At 35.4% G+C, this 24,205-nt stretch carries 32 protein-coding genes; 24 read left to right on the top strand and 8 right to left on the bottom strand.

The genetic code is table 11. The features are described 5' to 3' along the window. The first annotated feature begins 149 nt into the window (after window positions 1–149). The gene (locus WC460_00795; GenBank protein MFA5187882.1) at window positions 150–1,541 is read left to right on the top strand and encodes a FecR domain-containing protein; all 1,392 of its coding nucleotides are present in this window, start codon (window positions 150–152) and stop codon (window positions 1,539–1,541) included. Between the two features lie 166 nt (window positions 1,542–1,707). After that, entirely contained in the window at window positions 1,708–2,364 is a 657-nt protein-coding gene (locus WC460_00800; GenBank protein ID MFA5187883.1) for a hypothetical protein, read from the top strand. Between the two features lie 51 nt (window positions 2,365–2,415). On the opposite strand, the gene WC460_00805 is transcribed toward WC460_00800, so the two are convergent. After that, complete coding sequence (locus WC460_00805) at window positions 2,416–4,614, bottom strand: hypothetical protein (protein MFA5187884.1); 2,199 nt, start codon at window positions 4,612–4,614, stop codon at window positions 2,416–2,418. A 77-nt stretch (window positions 4,615–4,691) separates the two neighbouring features. Between WC460_00805 and WC460_00810 the strand changes: the two genes are divergently transcribed. Both WC460_00810 and WC460_00815 read left to right on the top strand, forming a co-directional pair. Further along, window positions 4,692–4,871, top strand: coding sequence for a hypothetical protein (locus WC460_00810; protein MFA5187885.1), 180 nt, complete (start codon window positions 4,692–4,694; stop codon window positions 4,869–4,871). After that, window positions 4,872–5,012: a hypothetical protein gene (locus WC460_00815; GenBank protein MFA5187886.1), complete on the top strand. Its 141-nt coding sequence runs from the start codon at window positions 4,872–4,874 to the stop codon at window positions 5,010–5,012. It abuts the gene before it with no gap. 100 nt (window positions 5,013–5,112) lie between these two features. Here the strand turns inward: WC460_00815 and WC460_00820 are convergent, their stop codons facing one another. From WC460_00820 to WC460_00830, 3 genes are all read right to left on the bottom strand, one after another. Then, window positions 5,113–5,550, bottom strand: a complete 438-nt coding sequence (locus tag WC460_00820; protein ID MFA5187887.1) for a hypothetical protein — start codon at window positions 5,548–5,550, stop codon at window positions 5,113–5,115. Window positions 5,551–5,681: 131 nt separating this feature from the next. After that, the gene (locus tag WC460_00825) at window positions 5,682–6,131 is read right to left on the bottom strand and encodes a hypothetical protein (GenBank protein MFA5187888.1); all 450 of its coding nucleotides are present in this window, start codon (window positions 6,129–6,131) and stop codon (window positions 5,682–5,684) included. Between the two features lie 116 nt (window positions 6,132–6,247). Continuing rightward, window positions 6,248–6,541, bottom strand: a complete 294-nt coding sequence (locus WC460_00830) for a hypothetical protein (protein ID MFA5187889.1) — start codon at window positions 6,539–6,541, stop codon at window positions 6,248–6,250. 227 nt (window positions 6,542–6,768) lie between these two features. On the opposite strand from WC460_00830, the gene WC460_00835 reads away from it, so the two are divergent. The 14 genes from WC460_00835 (at window position 6,769) to WC460_00900 (ending at window position 15,701) form a co-directional block, all read left to right on the top strand. After that, window positions 6,769–8,418, top strand: coding sequence for a glycosyltransferase family 39 protein (locus WC460_00835; protein MFA5187890.1), 1,650 nt, complete (start codon window positions 6,769–6,771; stop codon window positions 8,416–8,418). Next, on the top strand, window positions 8,408–8,989 hold the full coding sequence (locus WC460_00840) for a hypothetical protein (protein ID MFA5187891.1): 582 nt from the start codon (window positions 8,408–8,410) through the stop codon (window positions 8,987–8,989). The genes WC460_00835 and WC460_00840 overlap by 11 nt, the downstream gene beginning before the upstream one ends. Continuing rightward, window positions 8,970–9,353, top strand: coding sequence for a hypothetical protein (locus tag WC460_00845; protein MFA5187892.1), 384 nt, complete (start codon window positions 8,970–8,972; stop codon window positions 9,351–9,353). Before WC460_00840 ends, WC460_00845 begins: the two co-directional genes overlap by 20 nt. A gap of 81 nt (window positions 9,354–9,434) precedes the next feature. Next, window positions 9,435–9,887 carry a dTDP-4-dehydrorhamnose 3,5-epimerase family protein gene (locus WC460_00850; GenBank protein ID MFA5187893.1) on the top strand — a complete coding sequence of 151 codons (453 nt, stop codon included), beginning with the start codon at window positions 9,435–9,437 and terminating at the stop codon, window positions 9,885–9,887. Window positions 9,888–9,949: 62 nt separating this feature from the next. After that, a complete protein-coding gene (locus WC460_00855; protein ID MFA5187894.1) occupies window positions 9,950–10,558 on the top strand; it encodes a transposase in 609 nt (202 codons plus the stop codon). Between the two features lie 108 nt (window positions 10,559–10,666). Next, window positions 10,667–10,939, top strand: a complete 273-nt coding sequence (locus WC460_00860) for a hypothetical protein (protein ID MFA5187895.1) — start codon at window positions 10,667–10,669, stop codon at window positions 10,937–10,939. 27 nt (window positions 10,940–10,966) lie between these two features. Then, window positions 10,967–11,383 carry an HIT family protein gene (locus tag WC460_00865; GenBank protein MFA5187896.1) on the top strand — a complete coding sequence of 139 codons (417 nt, stop codon included), beginning with the start codon at window positions 10,967–10,969 and terminating at the stop codon, window positions 11,381–11,383. Between the two features lie 75 nt (window positions 11,384–11,458). Continuing rightward, window positions 11,459–11,863, top strand: a complete 405-nt coding sequence (gene arfB / locus WC460_00870) for an alternative ribosome rescue aminoacyl-tRNA hydrolase ArfB (GenBank protein MFA5187897.1) — start codon at window positions 11,459–11,461, stop codon at window positions 11,861–11,863. 44 nt (window positions 11,864–11,907) lie between these two features. After that, window positions 11,908–12,426 (top strand): nitroreductase family protein, encoded by a 519-nt coding sequence (locus WC460_00875; GenBank protein ID MFA5187898.1) that lies wholly within the window; start codon window positions 11,908–11,910, stop codon window positions 12,424–12,426. A gap of 14 nt (window positions 12,427–12,440) precedes the next feature. Then, window positions 12,441–12,878, top strand: coding sequence for an NUDIX domain-containing protein (locus tag WC460_00880; protein MFA5187899.1), 438 nt, complete (start codon window positions 12,441–12,443; stop codon window positions 12,876–12,878). A gap of 3 nt (window positions 12,879–12,881) precedes the next feature. After that, on the top strand, window positions 12,882–13,340 hold the full coding sequence (locus WC460_00885; GenBank protein MFA5187900.1) for a hypothetical protein: 459 nt from the start codon (window positions 12,882–12,884) through the stop codon (window positions 13,338–13,340). Window positions 13,341–13,446: 106 nt separating this feature from the next. After that, entirely contained in the window at window positions 13,447–14,109 is a 663-nt protein-coding gene (locus WC460_00890; GenBank protein ID MFA5187901.1) for an HD domain-containing protein, read from the top strand. Window positions 14,110–14,113: 4 nt separating this feature from the next. Next, a complete protein-coding gene (gene rfbB / locus WC460_00895; protein MFA5187902.1) occupies window positions 14,114–15,127 on the top strand; it encodes a dTDP-glucose 4,6-dehydratase in 1,014 nt (337 codons plus the stop codon). Between the two features lie 136 nt (window positions 15,128–15,263). Further along, window positions 15,264–15,701 (top strand): VanZ family protein, encoded by a 438-nt coding sequence (locus WC460_00900; GenBank protein MFA5187903.1) that lies wholly within the window; start codon window positions 15,264–15,266, stop codon window positions 15,699–15,701. A gap of 56 nt (window positions 15,702–15,757) precedes the next feature. Here WC460_00900 and WC460_00905 read toward each other — a convergent pair whose 3' ends face one another. Further along, window positions 15,758–16,342: a hypothetical protein gene (locus tag WC460_00905; protein ID MFA5187904.1), complete on the bottom strand. Its 585-nt coding sequence runs from the start codon at window positions 16,340–16,342 to the stop codon at window positions 15,758–15,760. Between the two features lie 120 nt (window positions 16,343–16,462). Here WC460_00905 and WC460_00910 point away from each other — a divergent pair, with 120 nt between their 5' ends. From WC460_00910 to WC460_00920, 3 genes are all read left to right on the top strand, one after another. Continuing rightward, entirely contained in the window at window positions 16,463–16,810 is a 348-nt protein-coding gene (locus WC460_00910) for a hypothetical protein (protein MFA5187905.1), read from the top strand. Window positions 16,811–16,881: 71 nt separating this feature from the next. Then, entirely contained in the window at window positions 16,882–17,730 is an 849-nt protein-coding gene (gene rfbD / locus WC460_00915) for a dTDP-4-dehydrorhamnose reductase (GenBank protein ID MFA5187906.1), read from the top strand. A gap of 92 nt (window positions 17,731–17,822) precedes the next feature. Next, complete coding sequence (locus WC460_00920; GenBank protein MFA5187907.1) at window positions 17,823–18,596, top strand: sugar phosphate nucleotidyltransferase; 774 nt, start codon at window positions 17,823–17,825, stop codon at window positions 18,594–18,596. A gap of 69 nt (window positions 18,597–18,665) precedes the next feature. Here WC460_00920 and WC460_00925 read toward each other — a convergent pair whose 3' ends face one another. Both WC460_00925 and WC460_00930 read right to left on the bottom strand, forming a co-directional pair. After that, window positions 18,666–18,887, bottom strand: coding sequence for a hypothetical protein (locus tag WC460_00925; protein ID MFA5187908.1), 222 nt, complete (start codon window positions 18,885–18,887; stop codon window positions 18,666–18,668). A 24-nt stretch (window positions 18,888–18,911) separates the two neighbouring features. Beyond that, on the bottom strand, window positions 18,912–20,291 hold the full coding sequence (locus WC460_00930; protein ID MFA5187909.1) for a hypothetical protein: 1,380 nt from the start codon (window positions 20,289–20,291) through the stop codon (window positions 18,912–18,914). Between the two features lie 138 nt (window positions 20,292–20,429). On the opposite strand from WC460_00930, the gene WC460_00935 reads away from it, so the two are divergent. Further along, the gene (locus WC460_00935) at window positions 20,430–21,695 is read left to right on the top strand and encodes a S41 family peptidase (GenBank protein ID MFA5187910.1); all 1,266 of its coding nucleotides are present in this window, start codon (window positions 20,430–20,432) and stop codon (window positions 21,693–21,695) included. Window positions 21,696–21,763: 68 nt separating this feature from the next. Here the strand turns inward: WC460_00935 and WC460_00940 are convergent, their stop codons facing one another. Then, complete coding sequence (locus tag WC460_00940; GenBank protein MFA5187911.1) at window positions 21,764–22,900, bottom strand: hypothetical protein; 1,137 nt, start codon at window positions 22,898–22,900, stop codon at window positions 21,764–21,766. Window positions 22,901–23,240: 340 nt separating this feature from the next. Here WC460_00940 and WC460_00945 point away from each other — a divergent pair, with 340 nt between their 5' ends. Continuing rightward, window positions 23,241–23,615 carry a hypothetical protein gene (locus WC460_00945; GenBank protein MFA5187912.1) on the top strand — a complete coding sequence of 125 codons (375 nt, stop codon included), beginning with the start codon at window positions 23,241–23,243 and terminating at the stop codon, window positions 23,613–23,615. Window positions 23,616–23,745: 130 nt separating this feature from the next. Further along, window positions 23,746–24,192, top strand: coding sequence for a 50S ribosomal protein L9 (rplI, locus tag WC460_00950; GenBank protein MFA5187913.1), 447 nt, complete (start codon window positions 23,746–23,748; stop codon window positions 24,190–24,192). Window positions 24,193–24,205 lie beyond the last annotated feature (13 nt).

Genomic DNA, 24,205 nt, shown 5'->3' on the forward strand with positions numbered 1-24,205 from the left:
AAGAATAGTTTTTAATAAATGACAAATAACAAAACTCAAATAACAAAATAATATCAAAATTCAAATAAGAAAACAAAAAATTTTGTCATTTAGATTTTATATTTTAAATTTATTTTGACATTTGTCATTTGAATTTTGTCATTAAAGTTATGTATTATTATAGACGCAAAACTAGTCCGCTTAAATGGGTAATCATAATCATTATTATAATTGGCCTGGTTGGCTTTGGTTATTGGTATTATATTAATTATTTTTCAAAAATAGATTTTTCCAAACCAGAACAGAGTAAAGAGCAGAACCAGGAGATTGAAGCTCTGGCTAAAATTTTGGCAGTTAATTTAGATTTGAGCGAGGGCAATGTGAGCGTTAATATAGCTGATAAAGGTTATCAGCAAGCTGTCCAAGATACTGTTTTGCACCAGGGCGACAAGATTATGATCGGAGCCCAGAGCCAGGCTATTTTAAAAATAGAAAATGGTTCAATTATTCGCCTGGGAGAAAATACTGAATTAACGCTGCAAAGCCTGGATGAAAAAAATATATTGATTGAAGTATTGAAAGGCAGGATTTATAATAATTTGACAGTCGCCGGCCAATATCAGGTCAAATATAATAATAGCCTGATAACAGCTACGGGTACAAAATTTGAAGCAATAATAAATGATAGTTTAAATTATTTGGCGGTTTTAGATTTTGAGAATAGCGTTAAAGTTGAAATTTTAGGCCAGGATAATTTGCCTGTCTTATCAGCAAAAATTGAACCTAATGAAAAAGCCCTGGTAGATTTAAAAGCAGCGAAAAAAGATATTTTGAAAATTGATAATTTTGACCAGAAAGTTTTGGCCAAAGAAAATTGGTACAAGTGGAATTTTGATTTGGATTCAGGCTTAGAGACAAAATTAACTGATCAGGAGCCTGATTATGAAGAAATTCAAGCAAGTTTAGTGCTCTCAGCTGAAGTTAAGGAAGCAGGAATTTATCTCTCCTGGTCAATTTACGACAAAGATAATTTTAAAAATTATAAAATAATCAGGTCAGAAACAAATGCGGATTTGAAATTCCCAGATACTACGGCCATTAAATCATCAGCTGACATTGAATTAAATTCTTATTTAGATACCCAAGTAGATAAAGGCAAAAAATATTACTACAGGATCTGCGCGGTCAAACAGAGCAATAAGATAGCCTGTGGGAATGTGGCAACTGCTCAAACCCAGAGCCAAGAGCAAAGCGCAACTGCGCCGGCAGCTCCGAGCCTAATGGCTAATATATCTGACGCAGGCGTGGCTTTAAGCTGGACGCAAAATTCAGAGGAAGATTTCAAAGAATATAGAATTTTAAAATCTTTTACCAACCCAGAACCGACTTTTCCGGCGATTGGTTATTTGGCGATTAGAAATAAAGGAGTGGAAAGTTATTTGGATAAAGAAGTCAATATCACCAGCGTGGGCAATATTTATTATCGGGTTTGCAGTTTTAACACCTCAGGCAATTCCGCCTGTTCCAATGTGGCGACGATTACAAATGGACAGGTGAAATAATTTAGATAAAATTAAAAAAAGTCCTTGCTTGGGACTTTTTTGATTTAATTTTTTGTTTTGACAGAAAATAATAATTGTGTTAATTTGTTCTAATTAGAGTTCATTTAAAACTTCAGTTGAAGTTGGACTCAAAATGGGTAATAAACCCAAAATCTAGGAGGTTGTCATGGCGGATACAAAGTATTCTGTCACAGGCGATCAGTACCGAGTGATTAGCCGTAAAATGCGGGAAATCATGAGACAATTGGATCAAAAAGGAGGCAGTCCATTAGATCCAAATTGGGTTGATCAAAAATTACAACGAATAGTTGACCCGATAACATACTTTAACAAAGTCATGGGCAATTTTAAAGAGGGGTTTAAAGAATTTTTAGGTGTTATTACGGATGAACCTAACTGGTGTCACGGCATGGCGCATAAAAAAAGGGTGGAATCCCAAACAGCTGAAGATAAACTGGCAAAACGTTTAAAAATATCAGCTTCGTGTGTTTGGCTAACAATTAGTTTCCTGCCAGAAGCAACTACTGATGAATGTTGGTTGGTTGAGTGGCGGATTGAACACTCATGGGAACATATCAGCCATAGGGGCAGAATCTTTACAAAAGCTAATCTGCTGTCAGCATTTAATGTTGGCCCCGCAGAAATCCCTAAGGATTTAATATATCCTGGTTGCCCTGCTGAGGCAGTCTATCCCAACAAGTACATTCGTTTTAGAGAATATCTGAATATTCCTGGTCCTGCCCGACTTACCGAATATGACGATAGTTTCTCTATTATAATTAGGCCTGCAATTCAAAAGGCCGTGCTTGAACTAATCTCTTAAAAACATACTAAAAGCCCTAGACAAAATTTGTCGGGGCTTTTAATTTTTTGTTTATTTTATATATTTAAAAACCCAAATTTTATCATTAACTGTATAAATTCCATCAGCATCTTTTTGGGCTTGGGCAGAGATTTCAGCAAAATAGCTCCAGTAAGTTGGCAGAATAAAATAGGCTGTTTTTACGCCTGCATAATCCATGGCCTCTTCCATAGTTTGTTTGCTGGCTGATTGATAAATCATTTTTTCAAAATAACTGTACAGCTTGGCGCCGGTTGGAATAGGATAAAAATATTGGCCGGCATAATATCTGCTAAAGCCAAAAGTTTTCAAGGCAGCCGCTGATTCCATTTGGTTGGCTAAAACAATGTAATTTTGGCCAGGACTGTTTTGTTCTATAAAATTAACTGCGTCAAAATCAGCTTGGCTCACATTGATAAATTTACTATTGTCATAATCATCAAAGCGGGGATAGCTTAAATAAACAGATAACGATAACAACAACGATAACAATAAAATTATGAAGGATTTATAAATAAAAGGCTTAGTTGCTGTTTTTTCTAAAAATAAATAGAAACCGTAAATTATGATTGGCAATAAGAAATAAAAAGAGAGTTGGAAAATCCTGCTGGCAAATTCACCTTGTTCATAATTTATAATGGAGGAGACATTTATAAAACTAAGTAAAGCAGCATTGATAGCAAGTACGGCAAAAGTTAGGATTGAGGGAAAAAATAGCGATGTTTTACGATTTTTTATTAGGTGATATAAGGTTAATGAGGTTGCGATTAGGAAAATTAAATAAATTGAATTTTTATAAAGATAAGCCAGGTCTAAAAAATACCAGTATTGTTTGGAGAATAAATTTGGTAATTGGATGAAGAAATTCTGTGGAATTGAGAAGGTGATTTTATAGATGGAAATAATTGAATTGAGCAGCAAGGCCAGAGGTAGGGCAAAGATTGAAATAAGAGAAAAAATTATTAAAATAATTTTATTAACAAAGTTTTGATTTTTAATCAACCAGACAATAATTAAATAAATTAGGATCGGAATGCCAGATAGCGCATGAATTGCCAAGGTACACAAAGTTAAGCCAATTAAATACCAAAAGGGAATTTCTTTATCTTTAAGGTATAAAAATGACAGAAATAAAATAATTATGGCAAATAGGTTGGCCAGGGACTGCGGCGTGGTAGCGATAAATAGTCCAAAGGGAAGTAATAAGAAAGTAAGGCACAAAATCTGAGCGCGATTTTTTTGCCAGTCAAAAGTTTTGGCTAAACTGCTGTAAATCGTATAAGACAAAAAAATCGCCATTAAAATCGGTAAAAGTAATTTATCAATCCAGTCTGTTGAAATTTGGAACAGGTGAGCCAAAATAACCACGATTGAATATTGTCCCAGATAATAAAAGGGCTTAGGTAAAATAAAGCCGTTTTTAAAAATCGCCAGTTCAGTTGCTTGGTGGACAAAAGGGTCAAAACCATAGCCGAGTTTGTAAATAATAAGAGCAACGGATGTGGTGAGGAAGAAGTGTAGGGATATTAGGATGAGGTTATATGAAGTTTTATTAGGTTGTATAAGGTTATTTCCGCCTTCGCTCTTCATTTCATTCAGAGCTACGGCGGACGAAGGTGATGTTGCTTTTTGCTTGAAGAGTAGGAATAATAAGTTTAGGGTGGCGAAAAAGTAAATTATAAAAAAGGCGCGGGGAATGACTTGCCAAGGCGAGCGAATGGCTTCGGATGTTTGGCTGATGAAGAGGGTGTAAATCGCAATGGCGAAAAGGATTAGATAAGTGATGGTTAGAATCACGGATTGCAGATTTAATGAGGATTTTAGATTATAGATTATAGATTTTAGATTAATTAATGAATTCCGAATGCCGAAATCCGAAATCTGTAATCTGAAATCTAGGATAATTATGGTCATTGATATTACAGCGAATAAAATGCTGACAGATAATGGGTTGAGCTGGTAAAAGTAATAAGTAATGGCGCCGAGCAGGGAATAAGCTGAAAGCAAGGAAAATATGCCAAAAACTAGTTGCCACATAAATTCTTTGTTTTTTCCGCCAGAGGCGGATCCGCTTTTGGCGGAAAAAATTAACCTGCCAAGCAAATAGCCGAAAATGATAAAATACAGCGAACTTAAAATTATGCCGGCAATTGATGATTTAAGCCAGTTTAAGTTTAGCAAAACTGCCAGAACTAATAATGAAAGCAAGGAAATTTTGACAATTTTATACATGGCTTAATTTTAGCATAATTAGCATGTTTGACAAATTATTTAGATAGTTTATAATTTAGGTATAAATAATCTATTTTATGCTAGACGAACAAGATATAAATAAACTTGCCAACGTATTTGCGACCAAACAAGATTTGGGAGTATTGGCGACTAAAAAAGATTTGGAAATTTGTGCGACTAAAGGTGATTTGATGCTTTTGGAAGAAAAAATGAAAGAAATGATTGACCCTTTGGCAACAAAGTCAGAAGTATCCTAATTGTTAACATCAGTTGATAATTATGCCAAAAAAGCCGATACATATTTTCAGGAAATGGTGGCTATGAATTCTAGAATTAACAGGTTGGAGCGCTGGGTTCAGGAAATCGCGAAGAAAATGGATTTGGAATTAATTTCCTAATTAAATTTTCTATTTTTTGCCAAGATTCGTTTTTTAAGCGGATCTTTTTTATTTTGGCAAAAAGAATAAGGCCCAATTGAATTGAGCCTTATTTTTAAATTTAAGCTGCTGATGAAATTTTTTCCCAGCCCTGTTCTTGGAGTAGGCGCACAGCTTTAAAGATATTGAGCGTATTATTCATTATATACAGCTGCCCATCTTCTTCGCCGTCAATATATATTTCAAAGGTGCCAACTCCAAGATCTAAAACCAAATCAGTAATTTGTCCTGAAAGTAAATGTTCCACGCCCTCCTCATCAATTATTGGGAAAATTAAGGAATTGCCTATTTGTGGCACAAATTTCAGCACAAAATCTTTTGTGAGTTTATTTTTTTGGACTGTTAAATTAATATAACCGTAGGCCAGTTTGTTGCCAAAATATTTCAGTAAGAAGTAATTTGACAATATTAGGAGAAAAAACAATGTCAGGCAGATGATTACTAGCGTGATGATAAGCCGACAATTCGGCCCATTTAAGATTTCGGTAAGAGTATTCATTCCTCCGCCTCCCTCCTTTTTTTAAAAAACATTTTTTGAGTTGTTTTTAAGTTAGCAAAGTTGTGCTAATTTGTCAAGACTTTTAAAAAGAAAAAGGCCCAACATTTTATTGAGCCTTGCTTGTCTGAACCTTAGACTTCGCGATATACGCCGTCAATTACTGCATAAACTTTCCAGCCATTGTCTTTTAAGGTGTTGATGTCGGAGAATATGTGTCCGAAGACAACTTTTATAATTTTAGGTTTCTCCAGCCAGCAAACTTGCAATACTTTTGCTTCCTGGACTAGTTCGTTTTTATTCGGCAGATTAAAATGGAGGGAAACAAGCAGGCCAGGAAATGGGTTGATTGGCAGCAAAGCTTCTTTCTCAGCTTCAAAATTACCATACTTTTCATTTTTGTCCATTATTTTAAATAGGACTTTATGTTCTATTGCTGATGCGGTAAATTTTTTAATTCGTTGAGGCAGCCACACGGTAACTGCCCGACGCCCGAATATTAAAGCAGTAGCTGCAGCTATAAATATGAGCGTAAGCACAACGCCAGCCAGTATTGGTTTAGCGATGAAATCTACGGCTTCCATAATTTCTCCTCCTTGTTTAGATTTGTTTTAAGGTTAGTAATAATAAGTGAAAAAGTCAAGGCTCTTAAAGAGAAAGGCTCAACATATTGTTGAGCCTTGAATTCAAATTCTGTTTTTTAAACCTCTTTTTCTACGCCATCGCGCATGGCGAAAACTTTCCAATCACTAGCTTTAAATGTGGCAATATCGTAACATAAACTATCATCGTTAAAGTAGACTCTGATAATTTGAGTACGCTCGTCATATTCCACCTTTTTTATTGTAGCCAAACTTATCGCATCATCTTTGAAAACATGCCATACACCCAGACCTGGAAAGGGTGCAATTGGCATTTCTGTTTCTTTTTCGGCATGAAAATAACCATCTTTACCCCTCATTACCCATACGTGGTATATTACTTTTATTTCCATTTTTACCTCCTCGTAAAGATCGTGGGAGCAAAGCTCTCAAGTAATTCTTATCAAGATTTTTCTACTTTGTCAAGGCTTTTAAAAAGTTTGCTTTTTTGCTAAAATAAAAGTAATTTATGATTGTTACAAATATATAAATCAACTGCAAATGGTTACAAATCCTCGGGAATTATTAGTATTAATTTGTAATAAATTTGTATATTAGTATCATTAAGGCACAATAATCTATGCTTCAAAAGTTAAAAAACAATCAAATCGTAATATTGGGTATAATCGCGATAATATTTTTCTTTATCTACTCTTTTTTGATTTTTGGCAATTCTGCCTCCAAATTTACCTGGCCCGATGAGACTGCTAATTATTTTTTTATAAAAAATTACATCCAGCATAGCAATTTTAGCGTGGCAGAACCATTGAATGAGGTTGGAGGTGATTTGATTAAACCCCGAAGCTTTAATGTTTATAACCATAATTTGGTGCCGGGTTCATTTTTAGGCATGCTCTTGATTTATGGTTTAATTGGAAAAGTTGTCGGCGCTGGTCTCGTAAAATTTTTAACTCCTTTACTCGCGGTTTTGGCAGGCTTGTTTTTTTATAAAATTTTATTGAAAATATTTGAGCCAAAAATTGCATTTTTTAGCGCCTTGCTTTTTTATCTTAATCCAGCCTGGTGGTATTACGCAGACTTATCAATGCTGCCAAATATCAGCTTTTTGTCTTTTGTCATAATCGGCCTCTATTTTCTGTTGCAACTTGATAAAGAAATAAAGAAAAAAAATTGGCTATGGGCAATTTTGGGATCTTTTTTTATTGCTTTGGCTTTAATTATCAGGACAAATGAATTTGTCTGGATTTTGGCTGCGCTGATATTTTTGGCTGTTGTTTATTATAAAAAGTTAAAGTGGCAAGATGTGGGTTTATGCATACTCGTTTGCATTTTGGTTTTTCTGCCAATTTTATATTACAATAATCTGACTTATGGCAGTTATTTTTCCTTCGGCTATTTGAGATTAAGCCAGGGAAGTACGATTTTTGCTCAGGTGCCCACGGAATTTAAAGTTTCTGACTCTGGCATTTTAAATTTTGTGAAATTTATATTTTTGCCCTTTGGGTTCCATCCAAAAGTTATTTTGGTCAATTTGTACAGGTACGTTTATGAATTATTTTGGTGGCTATTTTTCACGTCTGTTTTGGGCGGATTTATTTTTCTTAAAAAATATCATGAAAAGAAGCACGCTGTTTATTTTGTGCTTTCGCTTTGTGTCGGTTTATACTTACTGGCATATTATGGCTCCTGGGTTTTTGCTGACCAGCTGACACTGGCCTTGAATAAAATCGGGATTTCCTATGTCCGCTACTTTTTACCGATTTATATTTTGTCCTTGCCCTTGGCTTCAATTTTTATAGCCTGGTTAATTAATTTATTTAAAAGCAAAAAATTAAAAATTGCCTTGGCGATGTTTCTAACTTCAGTTTTTATAGGCTTAACAATAAATGTAGTTTATTCAGCAGGCTATGACAATTTACTTGCAGTCAAACAAAATATAAGTGATTATAATAATATAAATAACAAAGTAATGGCTTTAACTGGGGCTAATTCTGTGATTATCAGCCAACGCAGCGATAAGATATTTTTTCCTGAGCGTAAAGTGATTGGAGCCTGGACAATTGATGATTTTGACAATTGGACAAAATTATTAGACGCTAATGTGCCTTTATATTATTATGCGACTGAAAGCGTGGCATTTTTAGAGCAATTAGATGCTGAATTGTATGAGTATGGCGTTGAATTGACAAATGAAACCCAGATTGAAGGTGAAAATTATTTGTATAAGATTGATTACATTAATTATGATTTTTTGGACTATGCAGAATAAGTATGGAAAATTTATTGGGATTATCATTAGCATACTTGCGATTTTAACTGTATTATTTTTCCTGTTCCAGGATTTAGCTTGGACGGGCAGACTAGAGCTAAGAACGGATTTTAAGAAATTCACGCCCTTTATTTCAATTTTAAAGCCTCAAGATCAGGTTGAGATTAAAGATGTGGTTAAAATTAAAAAAGAGCCGGTTTGGTTTGATGTTTATATGCCGCGTGATTTTGACAGGGTTAGATTAGGATTTACTTATAAAAATGATTATAATTATAAGATAGAAGTAGGTCCTAGAATATATGAGGAGAATAATCCTTTGCAAATTCTAGATGATGGCTTAAAACCCGGGCATGGTTTTATTACCAAGAGTTTGGAATTTGACCTAAGAAATTTGCCAATAAGCCAGGGGAAATTACGCTTTATGATTTCTGTCCCAGGCTTGATTGATGAAGAGAAGGGTGTTTCTATAAAAGAATTAAAAGTGGAATTAATCAGGCAGCCAATTTGGGAGGGTAATTTAGAAGAAAATTTAATAAAATATTTTAATTATTATGAAAACAAGTTTAGATAAAAATTGGAAAAATATTTTAATGGTTATTTTTAGGGATTTATTCCTGGCCTCTTTTTTCCTATTTGCAGTTTTTACCCTAATGGAAATTATAAAACCCAAAATAATCCTGAACTATTTAAATCTTGATATTTATTTCTTTGCCATGCTGATTTTGGGAGCGCTGACAGTAATGTATTTTGCTCCAGAGCAGGGAGAAATTAAGAAATTAAATTTTTTAGAGCATACAGCCATAATTTTATTTTCAGTTGTGGTCGGGATTTTAGTTTCCTATTTGACCCGGACTCTAGGCTGGTTAGGAATTTTAGTCGGCCTGGCCTGCGCGGTGATTTGTTATTTTTTTATTAACCCTACGAGATACGAATAAATTACAAATGTACGAAACATTCAGATTCAGAAAATTCGTATATTAGTACAGATAAGTAATTTCGTAGGATAATTTGTATCTATGATTGAAGGCGTGATTATAAAAAAATTAGAGAAATTTAATGACGAACGCGGCTGGCTCGCGGAAATTTTTAGAAATGATGAAATGAAATATCAGCCAGCTATGGCATATGTTTCAGTGACAAAACCAGGCGTGGCGCGGGGACCGCATGAGCATAAAGCGCAGAGCGACTTTTTTATTTTTTGCGGACCAGGAATATTTAATTTATATTTATGGGATAATAGAAAGGGTAGCCAAACTTATGGACAAAACGAAACATTGGTTGTCGGCGAAAATAATCCAGTCGCAGTTTTAGTTCCGCCAGGAGTTGTTCATGGATATAAATGCATTTCATTAGAACCGGCTTATTCTATAAATTTACCTGATAAACTTTATAAGGGTGAAGGCAAAAAAGAAGAGATAGATGAAATCAGGTGGGAAAAAAATCCGGATTCGCCGTTTAAGATTGATTGAAATTTATAAAACGCCCCAATGGGGAATTGGATTTGGATAATTTAAATTAAAATAAAAATAAAATGAAATTGCATAAAAATTCGCCAAAAAGAATATATTTCCCTGGCGCAATATATTACATTGTAATCAAGACAAAAAATAATTACCCATATTTTAAAGAGAATATTTTTTGCGATTCGTTTATTGAGGATTTGAAAATTTGTAAATCATTGAAAGGTTTTAAGTTATACGCCTTTTCTATTATTTACGATCATGTGAATTTGATAATTAAACCGAATAATCAATTTAATATTTCCAAGATCATTAAATCATTGAAAGAAAACGTGTCAAGGAATATAAATATTATAATGGGTTATACGTTTAATCAAAATTCCCCGCTCTTCGTAGGCGAAACGACGTCGTTTCGCCTACGAAGGAAGAGGATGAGACTATTTAATCTATTTAAGGGGAATTTTGATGATTCAAATGAAGGGAAAATAGATATTGCTCATTATAAAAAAGGATTTATAACGAAATTTGGTGATAAAAATAATTACCCAAAATTCAAATGGCAATTATCATTTTACGACCATTATATCCGTTTTCACGATAATCATTTGAAAAAGCAAGGGGATTGGCCTTCGCCAACCGAAGTTGGCTTCGGCCAACGAAGGTTGGGATTATCATTTTGAATACACGGTTTATAACCATTTAAAGCACGGTTTGCCGGGAAATTGGCAATATACAAGTTTAAATTATCCGGAGTTAATTGATAATATTGAAATTTAATTTTAAAAATTATGTCTGAAAAAAAATTTGGGGAAACTCCGATAGATGCAAAAAATATCATTGAAGCAATCTTTGCAGAGAAGAAAAAGGAAGGTTTTATTTATGCAACAGACGAAAGTTTGACTGGATTTGTGAAGCAAGATGACGGAACTTTTAAAGAAATGCAAACGCAATCCTTGGAAGACATTAAGGCAAGATATAGAAAAATAGATGGTGTCAAAGATGTGAGCCTGGTGAGAATTTCTGGAGATAACAATTTAATCTGGGTATTTCTTAAATATTAATACATTTAACAATTTATCATTAACATTATGCCCAACGAAGACTGCTTGTTTTGCCAGATCGTGGCAGGCGAAGTGCCCTCAATCAATGTCGCTGAAAGCGAAAGCTGCATCGCTATCTTGGATACAAATCCAGTCAATCCCGGCCATACGCTGATTATTCCCAAAAAACATTCAATAAATATGCTTGATGCAGATGAAGAAACGCTTAAGGACATGATTGTTTTTACCAAGAGAGTTGCGCAGGCTATTTTGAACGGACTTGGCTATGATGCTTTTAATTTAGAATTAAATAATGGCCGTATTGCCGGCCAGATTATTCCGCATTTGCACTGGCATATTGTGCCCCGGATTGCAGAAGACGGGTTAACCCATTGGCCAGGGAAAAAATATAAAGCTGGAGAAGCGGAAGAAATTGCGGAAAAAATTAGGGCGGATCTAAAATAATTTTTTTGTAAGATGATTGTAATACAATTGTAAAACAATTGTATTGCTACTGTCTTACTATTGTTTTACATTTTTATGATAAGAATACCGGAAAAAGAGTTAGAAATAACCTTTTCCCGTGCAGGGGGAAAAGGGGGACAGAATGTCAACAAAGTTGAGACCAAAGCAACTTTGCGCTGGGATGTTTATAATTCTTTGGTTTTGTCGCCTGCCCAAAAATACTTGATTTTACACAAATTAGCGAATAAGATAACTGAAAAAGGCGATTTGATTTTATGGTCGCAGGCTGAACGCTCCCAGGCGCAAAATAAAGAGCAGGTAATTGCCAGATTGAATCACTTGATAAATCAGGCCTTGGTCCCTGAGAAGATGAGGTTTAAAACCAAACCAACGAGAGCGTCAAAAGAAAAAAGAATTCAAACCAAAAAAAGAGTTTCTGAAAAAAAGAAATTAAGGAAAATAAGAATTAATAGCTATTAGCCAATAAGCCATTGGCCATTAGCTATTGGATAATTTATATAATTATGGAAACTTTAGAATGCATAAAAACCAGGAGGTCAAGGCGTAAATTTTTAAAGCAGGAAGTCATAGAGGATTTGATTAATAAAATTATTGAGGCTGGCAAGTGTGCGCCGTCTTCTGAAAATTCGCAACCCTGGCAATTTTTCATTGTTAAAAATAAAAGTTTAAAAGATAAATTTGCAGGGACAAATTATAAAGAGAATGAAGAGTCAATTTTATCTTGTAATTTTATATTAGTTATCTGCGTTGATAAAGAAAAAACTCCAACGAGATTCGTTGAAGACGGTGTTTTAGCTGCTGCTAATATGATGATGGCTATCCATGATTTAGGCTTGGGTGCTGTTTATTTATCAGCTTATAAAGCAGATGATCAGACTAAAGAGGAAAATGTTAAACGCATATTTAACATCCCAGCGAACCTGATGCCGATTTGTTTGCTTTTAGTAGGTTATTCTGATCCAGATGAAAAATTGGAAACAAAAAAATTGAGAGATAATAAAGATTTGATTGAATACAGATAAATTTAAAAATTTTTATGACAGAGAAAAAATATCCTAAAGTGGGCATTGGCGTGATGATCCAAAATGAAAATGGCCAGGTTCTGCTTGGTTTAAGAAAGGGTTCTCATGGAGAAGGTGAATGGAATTTTCCAGGCGGACATTTGGAATTTGGGGAAACTGTTTTTGAAACAGCTGCCAGGGAAACAAAAGAGGAAACCGGTTTAGATGTTGATCCTTTTGCTTTAATTTCTGTGGCTGATGAAATGCGCTATATTGAATCTGATGACAAACATTTTTTAAATATAGGTGTCAAGGCAAATTATAAAGGCGGCGATCCAGTTGTAATGGAGCCGAATAAATGCGAAAAATGGCAATGGTTTGATTTAGACAATTTGCCTGACAAAATATTAGATGGTACGTCCCAGATTATTCAAAATTTTAAAGCCAAAAGAATTTATAAACCGGCAAGATAATTTATGATAATTACTATCTGTTCCACAATTAAATTCTGGCCCCAGATTTTGGAAGTTAAAAAACAGCTGGAAGATATGGGTCATGAAGTTTTAATCCCGCCTCATGAGGTGAAAAATGAAACGGGTGATTTTATTCCCGTTGAAGAATATTATAAAATCCGCAGAGAAATGATGGCTAAAGATGGCCAAGAACACGATTGGATTTGGCAGCGTAAAAAAGAGGCCATCAATTGTCATTTTGCCAAAGTAGACAAGGCTGACGCTGTTTTAATTTTGAATTATGAGAAAAATGGGATTGACAATTACATCGGCGGCAATACTTTTTTAGAAATGGGTTTGGCCTTTTGGCTTAATAAACCAATTTATTTAATCAATCCAATCCCCACGGAATTAAGCTACACCGAAGAAATAAAAGGCATGCAGCCGATTGTGATTAATGGGGATTTAAATTTGATAAAATAATTTATGCCCTGCTTTCCTGTCCGCTCGCCTCGGCGAAGCGGGCCAAAGCTTTTGCGACGGCGGAAGCAGGCTACTTGCCCACTGAAGTGGGGTGTAAAGATATATTATGATAATTTTAAGGCCATTAATTAATAAGATTGAACTTGAAGCGAAAAAGTACTTTAATAAAGCCAGCGGCTGTCATGATTGGACTCATGTTGAGCGGGTGAGAAATTTAGCTTTACATATCGGTCAAAAAGAAAAAGCTAATTTGGGCATAATTGAACTCGCAGCCTTACTCCATGATATTGCCAGGAAAGCTGAAATGGATTCTAAGGGTAAATTATGCCATGCCAAACAGGGCGCAAAATTGGCCAAAAAGATTTTACAGAAATATAAAATTAATCCAAAAATTATTGAGGCGGTTGTGCATTGTATTGCAACTCATCGTTTTCGCAACAATAACCGACCCAAAACAATTGAAGCTAAATGTCTATTTGACGCAGACAAATTAGATTCCATAGGCGCTATAGGAATAGGGAGGACTTTTCTTTTTGCCGGCTATCATAAGGTGGCGCTTTATACTGGCAAAGAAAAATATTATGCCAAAAAAGGGATTGACCGTTCGTACACTGAAGATGATTCCGGCATTATGGAATATGAATTTAAGCTGAAAAAAATTAAAAATAAGATATTAACTAAAGCAGGTAAAAAATTTGCCCAAGAACGGCACCAATACATGGTTGAATTTTTTAACCGTTTTTGGCAGGAAGTTAAAGGTTTGAAGTAAAAATATGAGATTATTAGTCACCGGCGGAGCCGGGTTTATTGGCTCCAATTTTATTCGCTACTGGTTAAATAAATATCCAGAGGATTTTATAGTTAATCTGGATAAGCTGACTTATGCCGGCAATTTGGAAAATTTGAAAGATATTGAAAGTAATCCCAATTATAAATTTGTTAAAGGCGATATTGGGGATTTAGAAAAAAATAAGAAATTACTTAAGGAGGAGAAAATTAATGTGATTGTTAATTTTGCTGCTGAATCGCATAATGGCAGAGCAATGGTTGAACCAGATATCTTCGTGAAAACCAATGTCTTGGGCACGCAAATGCTATTGGAAGCTGCTAAAGATGCGGGTATTGATCGTTTTCATCATATTTCAACTTGTGAGGTGTTTGGCGATTTAGCATTAGATGAAAAACGGGCGTTTAAAGAAACTGATCCATATTTGCCCAAAACTCCTTACAATGCTTCTAAAGCCGCAGCTAATCACGAAGTTATGGCGTATTATCATACTTTTAAATTGCCCGTGACAATCAGCCATTGTTCAAATAATTATGGTCCATACCAATTCCCGGAAAAAGTTATTCCACGATTTATTACCAATGCGTTGCAGGATCAAGAATTGCCTTTATTTAAAAGTAGTTTGAATAAAAGGGAATGGTTGCATGTCTTGGATCACTGTCAGGCTATTGATTTAATTATAAAAAAAGGCAAAGTGGGGGAGGCCTATAATATAGGTAGCGGGATTGAAAAAAACATAGAAGAAATAGCAGATGCTGTTTTAAGGCGTTTAAATAAACCCGAAACTTTGAAAGTTTATGTTGAAGACAGGCCAGGACATGATCGACGTTATTTGCTAGATACCGCGAAAATTCAAGCCGAATTAGGTTGGCGGTCGGAAATTGAATTTGAAGCAGGTATTGACGAAGTTGTTGATTGGTATGTAAAAAATGAAAAGTGGTGGAGGCCATTACTGGGGAAGGGATTTGTTGAAAATTATAAAAAACAATACCTTAATTGATAAATTCCAATAACCAAACACCAAATTCCAAATAAATTTCAAATCACAAATTCTAAATTCTAAACAGTTTGAAATTTGTAATTTGAATATTGTGGTTTATTTGAGAATTGGGATTTGCGATTTGGTGCTTATAAATATGGTTTTCAAAAAAATAGAACACAAAATAAGAAGGATAATTAGCCATCGCCATTTTCAGAAATATGAAAAATACATCAGTTTGATTTTTTGGCTGGCGGCTATTTATTATCTCTCAAATAATTCTTTGCAAGAATTTGTGATTGTGGCTGACTGGTGGGAATTTATCATCCGCAAGCTGGCGCATATGTTTGAGTATGGCGTTTTAACCTATTTAATTTTCAGAATTTTAAGCCAGACTGAAAAAAGGCATGTGAACTGGAATTTATTCTGGTCTTTTATTTTTACAGTTTTGTATGCGATTTCTGATGAATATCACCAGACCTTTACTCTTGGCAGAACTGGCGTTTATACTGATGTGCTGATTGATGCTGCTGGCAGTTTAATTGCGATCTGGCTGATTTATTTAAATTACCGAGATAGAAAGAAATTAAAATAATTTTTCAAAACAAAAAAGGAACCCCGCGTGCGGGATCCTTTTTTGTTTTTATTAATTTAATGTCTTAAAGTTCTTATTGCCTTTTCTAAATTATCAGCTTGTTCAATTAAATCTGTAAATTTTTTGATTTCGGCTTGCTTCCTTTGCATTTCCAAACTGTTGCCTTCTTTTTCAGATTCATCTCTGGCCGCAATTAATTCGTCTAACCTTGCTCCAAAAAGATTCCTTAATGTTTCAACATCAATTAGTCCTTTGTCGCCCGCTAAATTATGTGAAATATTTTCTATTTTAAGTTTAGCAAGCATTAGTTCTCCGGCTTCTCTTTGCATGTCTCTATATTCAGCTATATAATTCTTGTCTTTTATCATGCCTTCTTCGCAAAAGCTCATGAAACTTTTTAATTTCTCAAGTGAAGAATCTTTCATTTTGTCCCGATACTCTTGAAATTTCATTTTTTTAGAGACATCTTCAGTCGTTTCTGTTTCGCCCATAAATCCCTTTGGCTTTTGGCCAGTATATATCTCTTTTTCCGGCTTTGGTTCTTTGCCTTCCATTTCAAAAATAGCCCTCCGGCCTTCCTCTTCAGTTATTAAGCCTGGTACTTTTTCATGGCCATTTTGTGACATTTCTGGTGAATTCATAAAATTAAATTTTAACTTGTTATGTTTGAATTATAGCATATTTGATCAATTAAGTCAACTCTTGACATTTTTTATTTTTATTGCTATGATTTAATGTAAATTCAAAAAAGGAGGTGTAACTTGCTTATCTTATCTAATGAGCTAAAAGCAAAATTGGGATTTGAAATTTCCGAATTAAACGTTAATTTTGAGCCACAAAAATTTTTAGAACTCTTTCAGACAGTCAAAGAATTATGTGAGAAAGGTCACGTTGAAGAAGTTGAACAAATGTTACTCCAGGCTTTGGCTGAAGGAGTGGACATAGCCAACGGTTATCTTTATCTCTTGTACTTTAATTTCGGACCGCGTGAAAAATCAAGGCAATATTTTGACCAAGTAAAGAAAATGTTTCCAGCTGAAGAGTTTTGGTCGGGTTTGGCCAAAGCATCTATCTGGGATGAATTTTCCCAAGCGGAAAAATGCAATTAGCCAGCCCTTTGTTTGTAAAAATAAAGGGCTTTTTAGTTGATTAAAATTGTAATTTAAGCTAAATTTAAGATATGAATAAAGACACTAAAATTTTAATCTTAGGCGCTCAGGGAATGTTGGGACAAGACTTGTCCAAGGTTTTTTTTGATTTTGATTTAACTTTGTGGGATAGGTCTGAAATTGACATAAGCGATGAATATCAAGTCATAAAGAAAATTTCAGACTTAAAGCCTCGGATAATAATTAACTGTGCGGCTTATACTGCTGTTGATGATTGTGAAACTCATAAAGATCAGGCTTTGCGCATTAATAATCAAGCTGTGAGTTATTTGGCTTTGGCCGCCAAAAACATTGGCGCGATTTTAGTCCAGATTTCCACTGATTATGTTTTTGACGGGAAGAATAAAAAAGGGTATTCAGAAGATTCTCAAGAATTTGGGCCGGTAAATTTTTATGGCGAATCAAAATTATTAGGGGAAAAATCCTTGCAAAATATTGCTGATAAATATTATTTAATCCGGACTTCCTGGCTTTACGGTAAAAACGGCAAGAACTTTGTGGAGACAATGTTACGATTTGGCAAAGAGAAAAAAGAAATTAAAGTAGTCAATGACCAGTTTGGCAAGCCGACTTATACAGTTGACTTGGCCAGGCAAATTTTATATATTTTAAATAATGCTTTGCCGTTTGGAATTTATCATGCGACTAATGAGACAAAAGAAGGCGGCATTAGCTGGAATGAATTTGCTCAAAAAATTTTTGAACTCGCAAAATTAGATGTTAAGATTATCCCTTGTACTAGCCAAGAATTTATCCGGCCAGCCAAACGGCCTCAATATTCAGCCTTGATTAATACTAAACTGCCATTAATGCGCAATTGGGATGAGGCGCTTAAGGAATATCTTGATAATAAGTCTTAAGTTATTAGTCATAAGTGCTGAGTTGAATTACCAATGACCATAGACCAAAGACAAAACTGGCAGCTCTGATCTAAAACATAAAATTTTATATTATGAAAGGCATTATTTTAGCAGGCGGGACAGGCTCACGCCTTTATCCCTGCACTGCGGTTACTAATAAACAGCTGCTACCGGTTTTTAATAAACCAGTCATTTATTATCCGTTAAATACTTTAATTAAGGCCGGCATAAAGGATATTATGATAGTTTCCGGTCAAGAACACGCAGATCAGATTAAAAGATTATTTGAAAATAATGAGCATTTCCCAGGGATAAGTTTTAATTACGCGGTCCAAAAAGAAGCGGGGGGCATTGCCCAGGCATTGGGATTATGTCGAGATTTTGCCGGTCAGGAAAAAATAGTGGTTATCCTGGGTGATAATATATTTGAGGATGATATTTCAGGCTCAGTGATTGATTTTCAGAAACAGGCCAAAGGCGCTAAAATTTTTCTAAAAAAAGTTAAAGACCCGGAAAGATTTGGCGTGGCTGCCATTGAAGGGGAGCGCATTATAGAGATTGATGAAAAACCGGTTTCTCCCAAATCCGATCTGGCAGTGACTGGCTTGTATATGTACGATCCTCAGGTTTGGGAGATGATCTCCAGTTTACAGCCATCTGGCAGGGGCGAACTGGAAATAACCGATGTAAATAATTATTATGTCAGGCAAGGAACAATGACTTATGAAATTATTAATAATATTTGGACTGATGCCGGAACCTTCCCTTCTCTTTTAAGAGCAAATTTACGCGCGGCCATGATAGAAGGTTTTGATTTGAAAAGTTTAATTAAAGAAATCTTCGGCGATGAAATTGAATTTAAATAGTTTGCAAATTAACGCATAAAAAAAATCCCCCGTTGTTATTGAGGGATTTTTTTGTTTTGACATTTTGTGTCATTGGCAATTTTTACGCTTTTTGAGAGATCTATCAATTACATCTGCCAGGCATGGGATAAGCAAGACGCATATCCAAAAAAGCAGGCCTGGCAAATATTGTATAATAATGCCGTAAATTACAATGCCAAGAGCTAGAATTATACCGAGTAATGACAAAAAAATAGTTATTTTGACTTGATTTAAGCCAAAAACGATCAAGGACAATTTTTTAATGTTCATTTTTCCCTCCTTAGAATGTTTTTTTTACCTTATTATTAATTGATAAAGACCTTGCTGTTTGCCGATTTGGCCGTTGAAGAAAATGTTTTCACCTTTAGAATCTAAATAAAAATTCCCCAGGTTATCAAATTTTGCAATTTCAATAGAATTATGGCTGCTGTTGTTTTCGGTCAGGTCAATTATTTGCAGGCTGTTTTTAAATAAAATTACCACATGATGCAGATCAGTATACCAGTCAGCTTTTAATATAGGCTGGCCAAAACGGTTGATAAATGTTTTTTCTCTGGAGTCAGAATTATAGGAATTTAAGGCAAAATCATCATAAACCAAAAGTTGTTTTTCCTTGCTGTCCCAGACCGCTGCTTTGGCATCAAATTCAATTATTGGCTCTTCAGGCATTATGCTGATTTCGGCTTCAGCATTTATTTTTTTTATAAGCTTTAATTTGCTTTGGTCTAAATCTATCAGCCCGATATAATTATTGGTGCTTTTAATAAAATGATAATTATTAGATTTAGATAATTCCAGAACTTTTTTGGCAGTTTTGAAATTCAAATTATATTTGGCTAAAACGTTCTGAGTCTCTGCCTGTTGAATGTAGAAAATATCATTGCCTTCAATAAAAAATTCTTTATTGATTTTTTCGCTTGTTTTAAAAATATTCTGGCTGGCTTTAACCAATAAGTCTATTTCATAAAAAGAATTTTGCTTTAAGGCGTAAAGCAGATTGTCGCTTTGCAAGTCCCAGATGACATTGTCAGGCACAAATTCCAATAGTTCCGAAATATCTTGCACATCTTTGAGGTTTTGCAGATTACTTACTATATAGCTATTATCATCTTTGATTAGCGCTTTTTTACTGCTGGCTGCCCATGTAAGCGTGAGTTTTTTTTGCGCGGAGACCCGGTATATAAGGCTTTTCTCCCGGGTAATAAAATCATAAAGATATAATTCCAAAAAAGGCCCATTGACCTGCTGGTATATTAGTTTTTGGCCGTCAGGAGATAAAGAGAAATCATTAATCTGGCCTTCTATGATTTGCAAGGGAACTTCTTTTTTAAATAGAATAATATCAGCCGCGAATGTTGTGATGCTGCTTGCTACGGTTAATTTTTTTTCCCAAGAATAATAGCCTTCTTTGCTAATTTTGATCGCATACTCTTGCGGCAATAAATTATAGATAAAAATCTTTTCATCAAAAGGCTTGTCATAGAGCTTATCATTGAGATAGACGCTGGCTTTCTTTAAATTTTTTGCTTCCAGCATTAAGGTTCCGGTTTTTAAGATTTTATTGCGTTTAAGGTCATAGCGATAGCCTGAAGCGTAGAAAATTAAAAGCGGACCTAAAATAAAAAAGGCTGAAATAAAGCTAAACATGATGATTCTTCTGATTCTGAGGCTCATAAATAATTATTAAAAATAAAAGTTGAACTGATCTTATCATACTCCAATCTTTAGGCCGAATCAAGCTTTGACTTTTGAATTTTTTTGGATTATCTGTTATGATGATAACAAAGTTTTTAGCTATTAATGACTTGTCATATGAATCAACCGAGATTATTTGCCATAAAAGAACTGCAAAATAAATTTTTTAGAAAATTTCTAAAATATTATGTGGTTTTGTTTTTGATTTTTGTCGCCTTTATTTTGGGCATGCTTTTTGGCCGGCAAGAAAATAAAGTAATTGTCGCTGAGAGTGAAAAGAGCGGCGCGGTTTTTAATAAAAAAGCTAAGCCTGAATTTTTATCCAAAGATATAAATTTTAACCTTTTTTGGGATGTCTGGGATACAATTGAAAAAAATTACGTTCATCAGCCTGTGGCTGAAAATGAACTATTTTACGGGGCGATGGCTGGCAGCGTGGCAGCTTTGGGCGACCCTCATTCTGTATTTTTTGATCCAAAAACAACAAGTGATTTTACAGCTGAATTAAAAGGAAGTTTTGAAGGGATTGGCGCGGAAATTGCCATAAAAAATAATGCTATCACCATTGTGGCGCCGTTGCCAGATTCACCGGCTGAAAAAGCAGGTTTGAAAACAAATGATAAGATTTTAGCTATCAATGGCGAAGATACGGCTGGTATGAGCCTGGATTACGCGGTCAGCAAGATCAGAGGGCCAAAAGGCACTGATGTTGATTTGACTATCGGACGCGAGGGGACTGAAAAACCTTTAGAAATTAAAATTGTCAGGCAGACGATTAAAATTCAGAGTGTTAAATGGCAAATGCTGGATAATAATATCGCCCTGATAAATTTAAGATATTTCAATGAAGATACAAGCGATGCTTTTAAAAAAGCTGTTTTAGATATTGTGGCCAAAAATCCAAAAGGCGTAATTTTGGATATGCGCAATAATCCTGGCGGTTTTCTGGACACTGCTATTGATGTAGCCAGTGAATGGGTAGATAACAATGTAGTGGTTTATGAAAAATCAAGTACTGGGCAATTAAAGGAAAATAAATCCACTGGCTTGCCTAGATTAAAAGATTTCCCGACAGTTGTTTTAATTAATGGGGGCAGCGCGTCAGGTTCTGAAATAGTGGCCGGGGCATTAAAAGATTATAAATTAGCAACCTTAGTTGGTGAAAAATCTTTTGGCAAAGGTTCTGTCCAGAGTTTATTCCCTTTATCAGACGGTTCATCAATTAAGCTGACTGTTGCTTTATGGCTGACTCCCAATGAAAATACAATTGACGGCGAGGGGATTGAGCCAGACGTGAAAGTTGATCTGACCGATGCTGATTTTAGCGCCAATAAAGATCCGCAGTTGGATAAGGCGATTGAGATTTTAAGTGCTAAAAAATAATAAAATTTTTTTTAAAAAAGAAGGCGAACCATAAGGTTCGCCTTTTTAGCAAAAGAATTTTTAGGGAGTTAGAGGGTAATGGGTGTACCGCGAGTGTCTCCTCCCTGGTTGACACAGTTCGAGGTAGTGTTGATACCCTGGATTTCCATTCCTATCCAGTAATCAGCACCAATCGTGAAGTCAATGTAGTGTACGAGCTGGGTCGTGCAGAGAGTTGATCCTCCGGTTGAGGCTATCACATCTGCATAGACGCCGTAGCCATGTTCATAAGTTCCTGGAGGAGCAGTTACATCGCGGGCCGGATGGTGGATAGTCAGCCATGCGCTTTGTCCGCTCAGCACAGAAAAGAAGGTTTCGGAATAGGAGAGAGTCGGTACATCCCATAAGAGCCTTTGCCATATGCCGCCGGGCGTGGGTGTCCTCCAGTACGAAGTCTGAATTCGGATGTCTTCACCAGCTTGCAACCCTGTATACGGTATGATGGGATCATCGAAAGTGAGAGGGTCATAGACATTATTGCCATTGGTATCGCCAGTCACTCGGACTCGCAAACGATAAAGCGTTTCAGTGCAGGTCGGATTGCTGCCCACGGTAACCGCATTGTTTTCGTCTACGTTTATGATAAAACACGCTACGGGATATTGGTCTAGCGCAGTCCCTAAGGTTTTATACCCTGTAAGCAAAACCGAGTTAAGCCTGATATTGTCAACCCGATTCTGGTTGGCGAGACTGTATCCGATTGACAGGTAGGTGTTTTTCGGCACGGTAATGGAGACACTGAGTACTCCACCTACGACTTGTGCGGAATAATTGATGCCGTGCATCGGGTCCGTATTCTGTCTGTTTACAATGCTTGAGTAAATGTAGATCTCTGCGGGAGGCGAGCCTGGCGTTACCAAATTGGCACTGTATTTCTGGATTGTTTCCTTGTAAGTCTTTCCGTTGATAACCACATTTTTTACCGCAACAGTGCCATCGTCGACCAACTTGGAGGTTAAGGTAGATCCCTCAGGAATCGGGATTTCGAATTTGACAGCGCATCCGCCGTTTGCGTCACAGGTAATCGGGGTCGGAGGGACTACGGGTGTGTCAAACGCACCGACGCTGGGACTCGCCTGGTGGGTGCCGCAACCGAGCAAGCTTAGAAAGCCGAGGCTGAGCACTATCAAAATGATAGCCATCCAGTTAAAGGTTTTCCCTTTCATTTCTTCTCTCCTTTTGGGTATTTTTAGCCTGACCAAGCTTGCTACTGCGAAGCTTTAGCCATGACTTTTATCTCGTTGGTTTTTCGGTTGACCTTTTCCCTTGATTTTTTGCTATTTTAAATCAATTTATAAAAAGAACATCAAAGCAACTGCCAATTATTTGGTCAGGTGCTCTTAAAGATTATCTCACATTAACATAACTGTAAAATTTTGTCAAGGTCTCTTGTCAAGACTTGAAATTTAGGCGAATTTTAGAGGAAAAATTACAGGTTGACAAAATAATAAAATAATAGCCTTATTTTTTTTGTTTTTATTGTATTATCATGGTAAAATATAACGTATGAAGATAAATTTTTCTCAAAAATTTAACCAAAATCCTGACCATTTAATTCGCCGTTGCGGTTATGGTTTGGTGCGCGATCCGCGTGCAGAGGAAGTTAGTTATTCTCGCAGGTTAGGAGGCGGTTTATATCCACGCTTTCATTTGTATATTAACTCAGTTGACCCATTGGTTTTAAACTTGCATTTGGACCAAAAGCAGGCGTCTTATGAAGGCTATACTAAACATAGCGGTGATTATGATTCGGAATTGGTAAAACAAGAAGCGGATAAGCTATATGATTTAATAATGCAACAGGTTAATGAAGTTGACGAAGTTAGCAAAGTTGATGAGGACGGGCATAAAGGATTTTTTAGGCGGCTATTTGGAAAATAAAATTTTTTGTAGTAAAATAGTCAATAAGGGGATTAAGATTTGAAGCTTAATTTTTTTATTAAGAAAATAGAATAAAGAATGCAGAATATAGGATTAAGTCAGTATTCTTTCTTCTTAATTCGTACAAAATATGAAAGTGATTTTAATAAAATTTGTGCCCAATTTAGGGCAAACAGGCGATATTAAAGATGTCTCAGAAGGCTATGCCCGCAATTATTTAATGCCGCGAGGCCTGGTTAAAATCGCTAATGATAAAACGATAATGGAACTGCAAAATTTTAAAGCTAGAAAGATAAAAGCAGCAGCCAATAAGGGCAAAAAGTTTAAAGAATTGGCTAAGAAGTTAAATAATATTAAAATTATCATTAAGGTTAAGGCAGACGAGAAAAAAACTTTATTTGGTTCGGTTAATATACAAAAAATAGTTGAAGAATTGAAAAATAGAAATTATATTGTTGAATCAAAATATATTAAATTAGATCAGCCGATCAAAGCTTTGGGTTATTATGATGTAAATCTGGATTTTGGCGCTGGGGTAACTGCAAAAATTGGACTAACAATTGTCAGAGAGGAGTAGTGTCCTCTTTTTT

Source organism: Patescibacteria group bacterium (assembly GCA_041651155.1).
Classification (GTDB): domain Bacteria; phylum Patescibacteriota; class Patescibacteriia; order CAIXNZ01; family CAIXNZ01; genus JAPLYF01.

Coding starts and splice junctions, on each gene's coding strand:
- WC460_00795 (MFA5187882.1), top strand. CDS start 150: ATGTATTATTATAGACGCAAAACTAGTCCGCTTAAATGGGTAATCATA.
- WC460_00800 (MFA5187883.1), top strand. CDS start 1,708: ATGGCGGATACAAAGTATTCTGTCACAGGCGATCAGTACCGAGTGATT.
- WC460_00805 (MFA5187884.1), bottom strand. CDS start 4,614: ATGTATAAAATTGTCAAAATTTCCTTGCTTTCATTATTAGTTCTGGCA.
- WC460_00810 (MFA5187885.1), top strand. CDS start 4,692: ATGCTAGACGAACAAGATATAAATAAACTTGCCAACGTATTTGCGACC.
- WC460_00820 (MFA5187887.1), bottom strand. CDS start 5,550: ATGAATACTCTTACCGAAATCTTAAATGGGCCGAATTGTCGGCTTATC.
- WC460_00825 (MFA5187888.1), bottom strand. CDS start 6,131: ATGGAAGCCGTAGATTTCATCGCTAAACCAATACTGGCTGGCGTTGTG.
- WC460_00830 (MFA5187889.1), bottom strand. CDS start 6,541: ATGGAAATAAAAGTAATATACCACGTATGGGTAATGAGGGGTAAAGAT.
- WC460_00835 (MFA5187890.1), top strand. CDS start 6,769: ATGCTTCAAAAGTTAAAAAACAATCAAATCGTAATATTGGGTATAATC.
- WC460_00840 (MFA5187891.1), top strand. CDS start 8,408: ATGCAGAATAAGTATGGAAAATTTATTGGGATTATCATTAGCATACTT.
- WC460_00845 (MFA5187892.1), top strand. CDS start 8,970: ATGAAAACAAGTTTAGATAAAAATTGGAAAAATATTTTAATGGTTATT.
- WC460_00850 (MFA5187893.1), top strand. CDS start 9,435: ATGATTGAAGGCGTGATTATAAAAAAATTAGAGAAATTTAATGACGAA.
- WC460_00855 (MFA5187894.1), top strand. CDS start 9,950: ATGAAATTGCATAAAAATTCGCCAAAAAGAATATATTTCCCTGGCGCA.
- WC460_00860 (MFA5187895.1), top strand. CDS start 10,667: ATGTCTGAAAAAAAATTTGGGGAAACTCCGATAGATGCAAAAAATATC.
- WC460_00865 (MFA5187896.1), top strand. CDS start 10,967: ATGCCCAACGAAGACTGCTTGTTTTGCCAGATCGTGGCAGGCGAAGTG.
- arfB (MFA5187897.1), top strand. CDS start 11,459: ATGATAAGAATACCGGAAAAAGAGTTAGAAATAACCTTTTCCCGTGCA.
- WC460_00875 (MFA5187898.1), top strand. CDS start 11,908: ATGGAAACTTTAGAATGCATAAAAACCAGGAGGTCAAGGCGTAAATTT.
- WC460_00880 (MFA5187899.1), top strand. CDS start 12,441: ATGACAGAGAAAAAATATCCTAAAGTGGGCATTGGCGTGATGATCCAA.
- WC460_00885 (MFA5187900.1), top strand. CDS start 12,882: ATGATAATTACTATCTGTTCCACAATTAAATTCTGGCCCCAGATTTTG.
- WC460_00890 (MFA5187901.1), top strand. CDS start 13,447: ATGATAATTTTAAGGCCATTAATTAATAAGATTGAACTTGAAGCGAAA.
- rfbB (MFA5187902.1), top strand. CDS start 14,114: ATGAGATTATTAGTCACCGGCGGAGCCGGGTTTATTGGCTCCAATTTT.
- WC460_00900 (MFA5187903.1), top strand. CDS start 15,264: ATGGTTTTCAAAAAAATAGAACACAAAATAAGAAGGATAATTAGCCAT.
- WC460_00905 (MFA5187904.1), bottom strand. CDS start 16,342: ATGAATTCACCAGAAATGTCACAAAATGGCCATGAAAAAGTACCAGGC.
- rfbD (MFA5187906.1), top strand. CDS start 16,882: ATGAATAAAGACACTAAAATTTTAATCTTAGGCGCTCAGGGAATGTTG.
- WC460_00920 (MFA5187907.1), top strand. CDS start 17,823: ATGAAAGGCATTATTTTAGCAGGCGGGACAGGCTCACGCCTTTATCCC.
- WC460_00925 (MFA5187908.1), bottom strand. CDS start 18,887: ATGAACATTAAAAAATTGTCCTTGATCGTTTTTGGCTTAAATCAAGTC.
- WC460_00930 (MFA5187909.1), bottom strand. CDS start 20,291: ATGAGCCTCAGAATCAGAAGAATCATCATGTTTAGCTTTATTTCAGCC.
- WC460_00935 (MFA5187910.1), top strand. CDS start 20,430: ATGAATCAACCGAGATTATTTGCCATAAAAGAACTGCAAAATAAATTT.
- WC460_00940 (MFA5187911.1), bottom strand. CDS start 22,900: ATGAAAGGGAAAACCTTTAACTGGATGGCTATCATTTTGATAGTGCTC.
- WC460_00945 (MFA5187912.1), top strand. CDS start 23,241: ATGAAGATAAATTTTTCTCAAAAATTTAACCAAAATCCTGACCATTTA.
- rplI (MFA5187913.1), top strand. CDS start 23,746: ATGAAAGTGATTTTAATAAAATTTGTGCCCAATTTAGGGCAAACAGGC.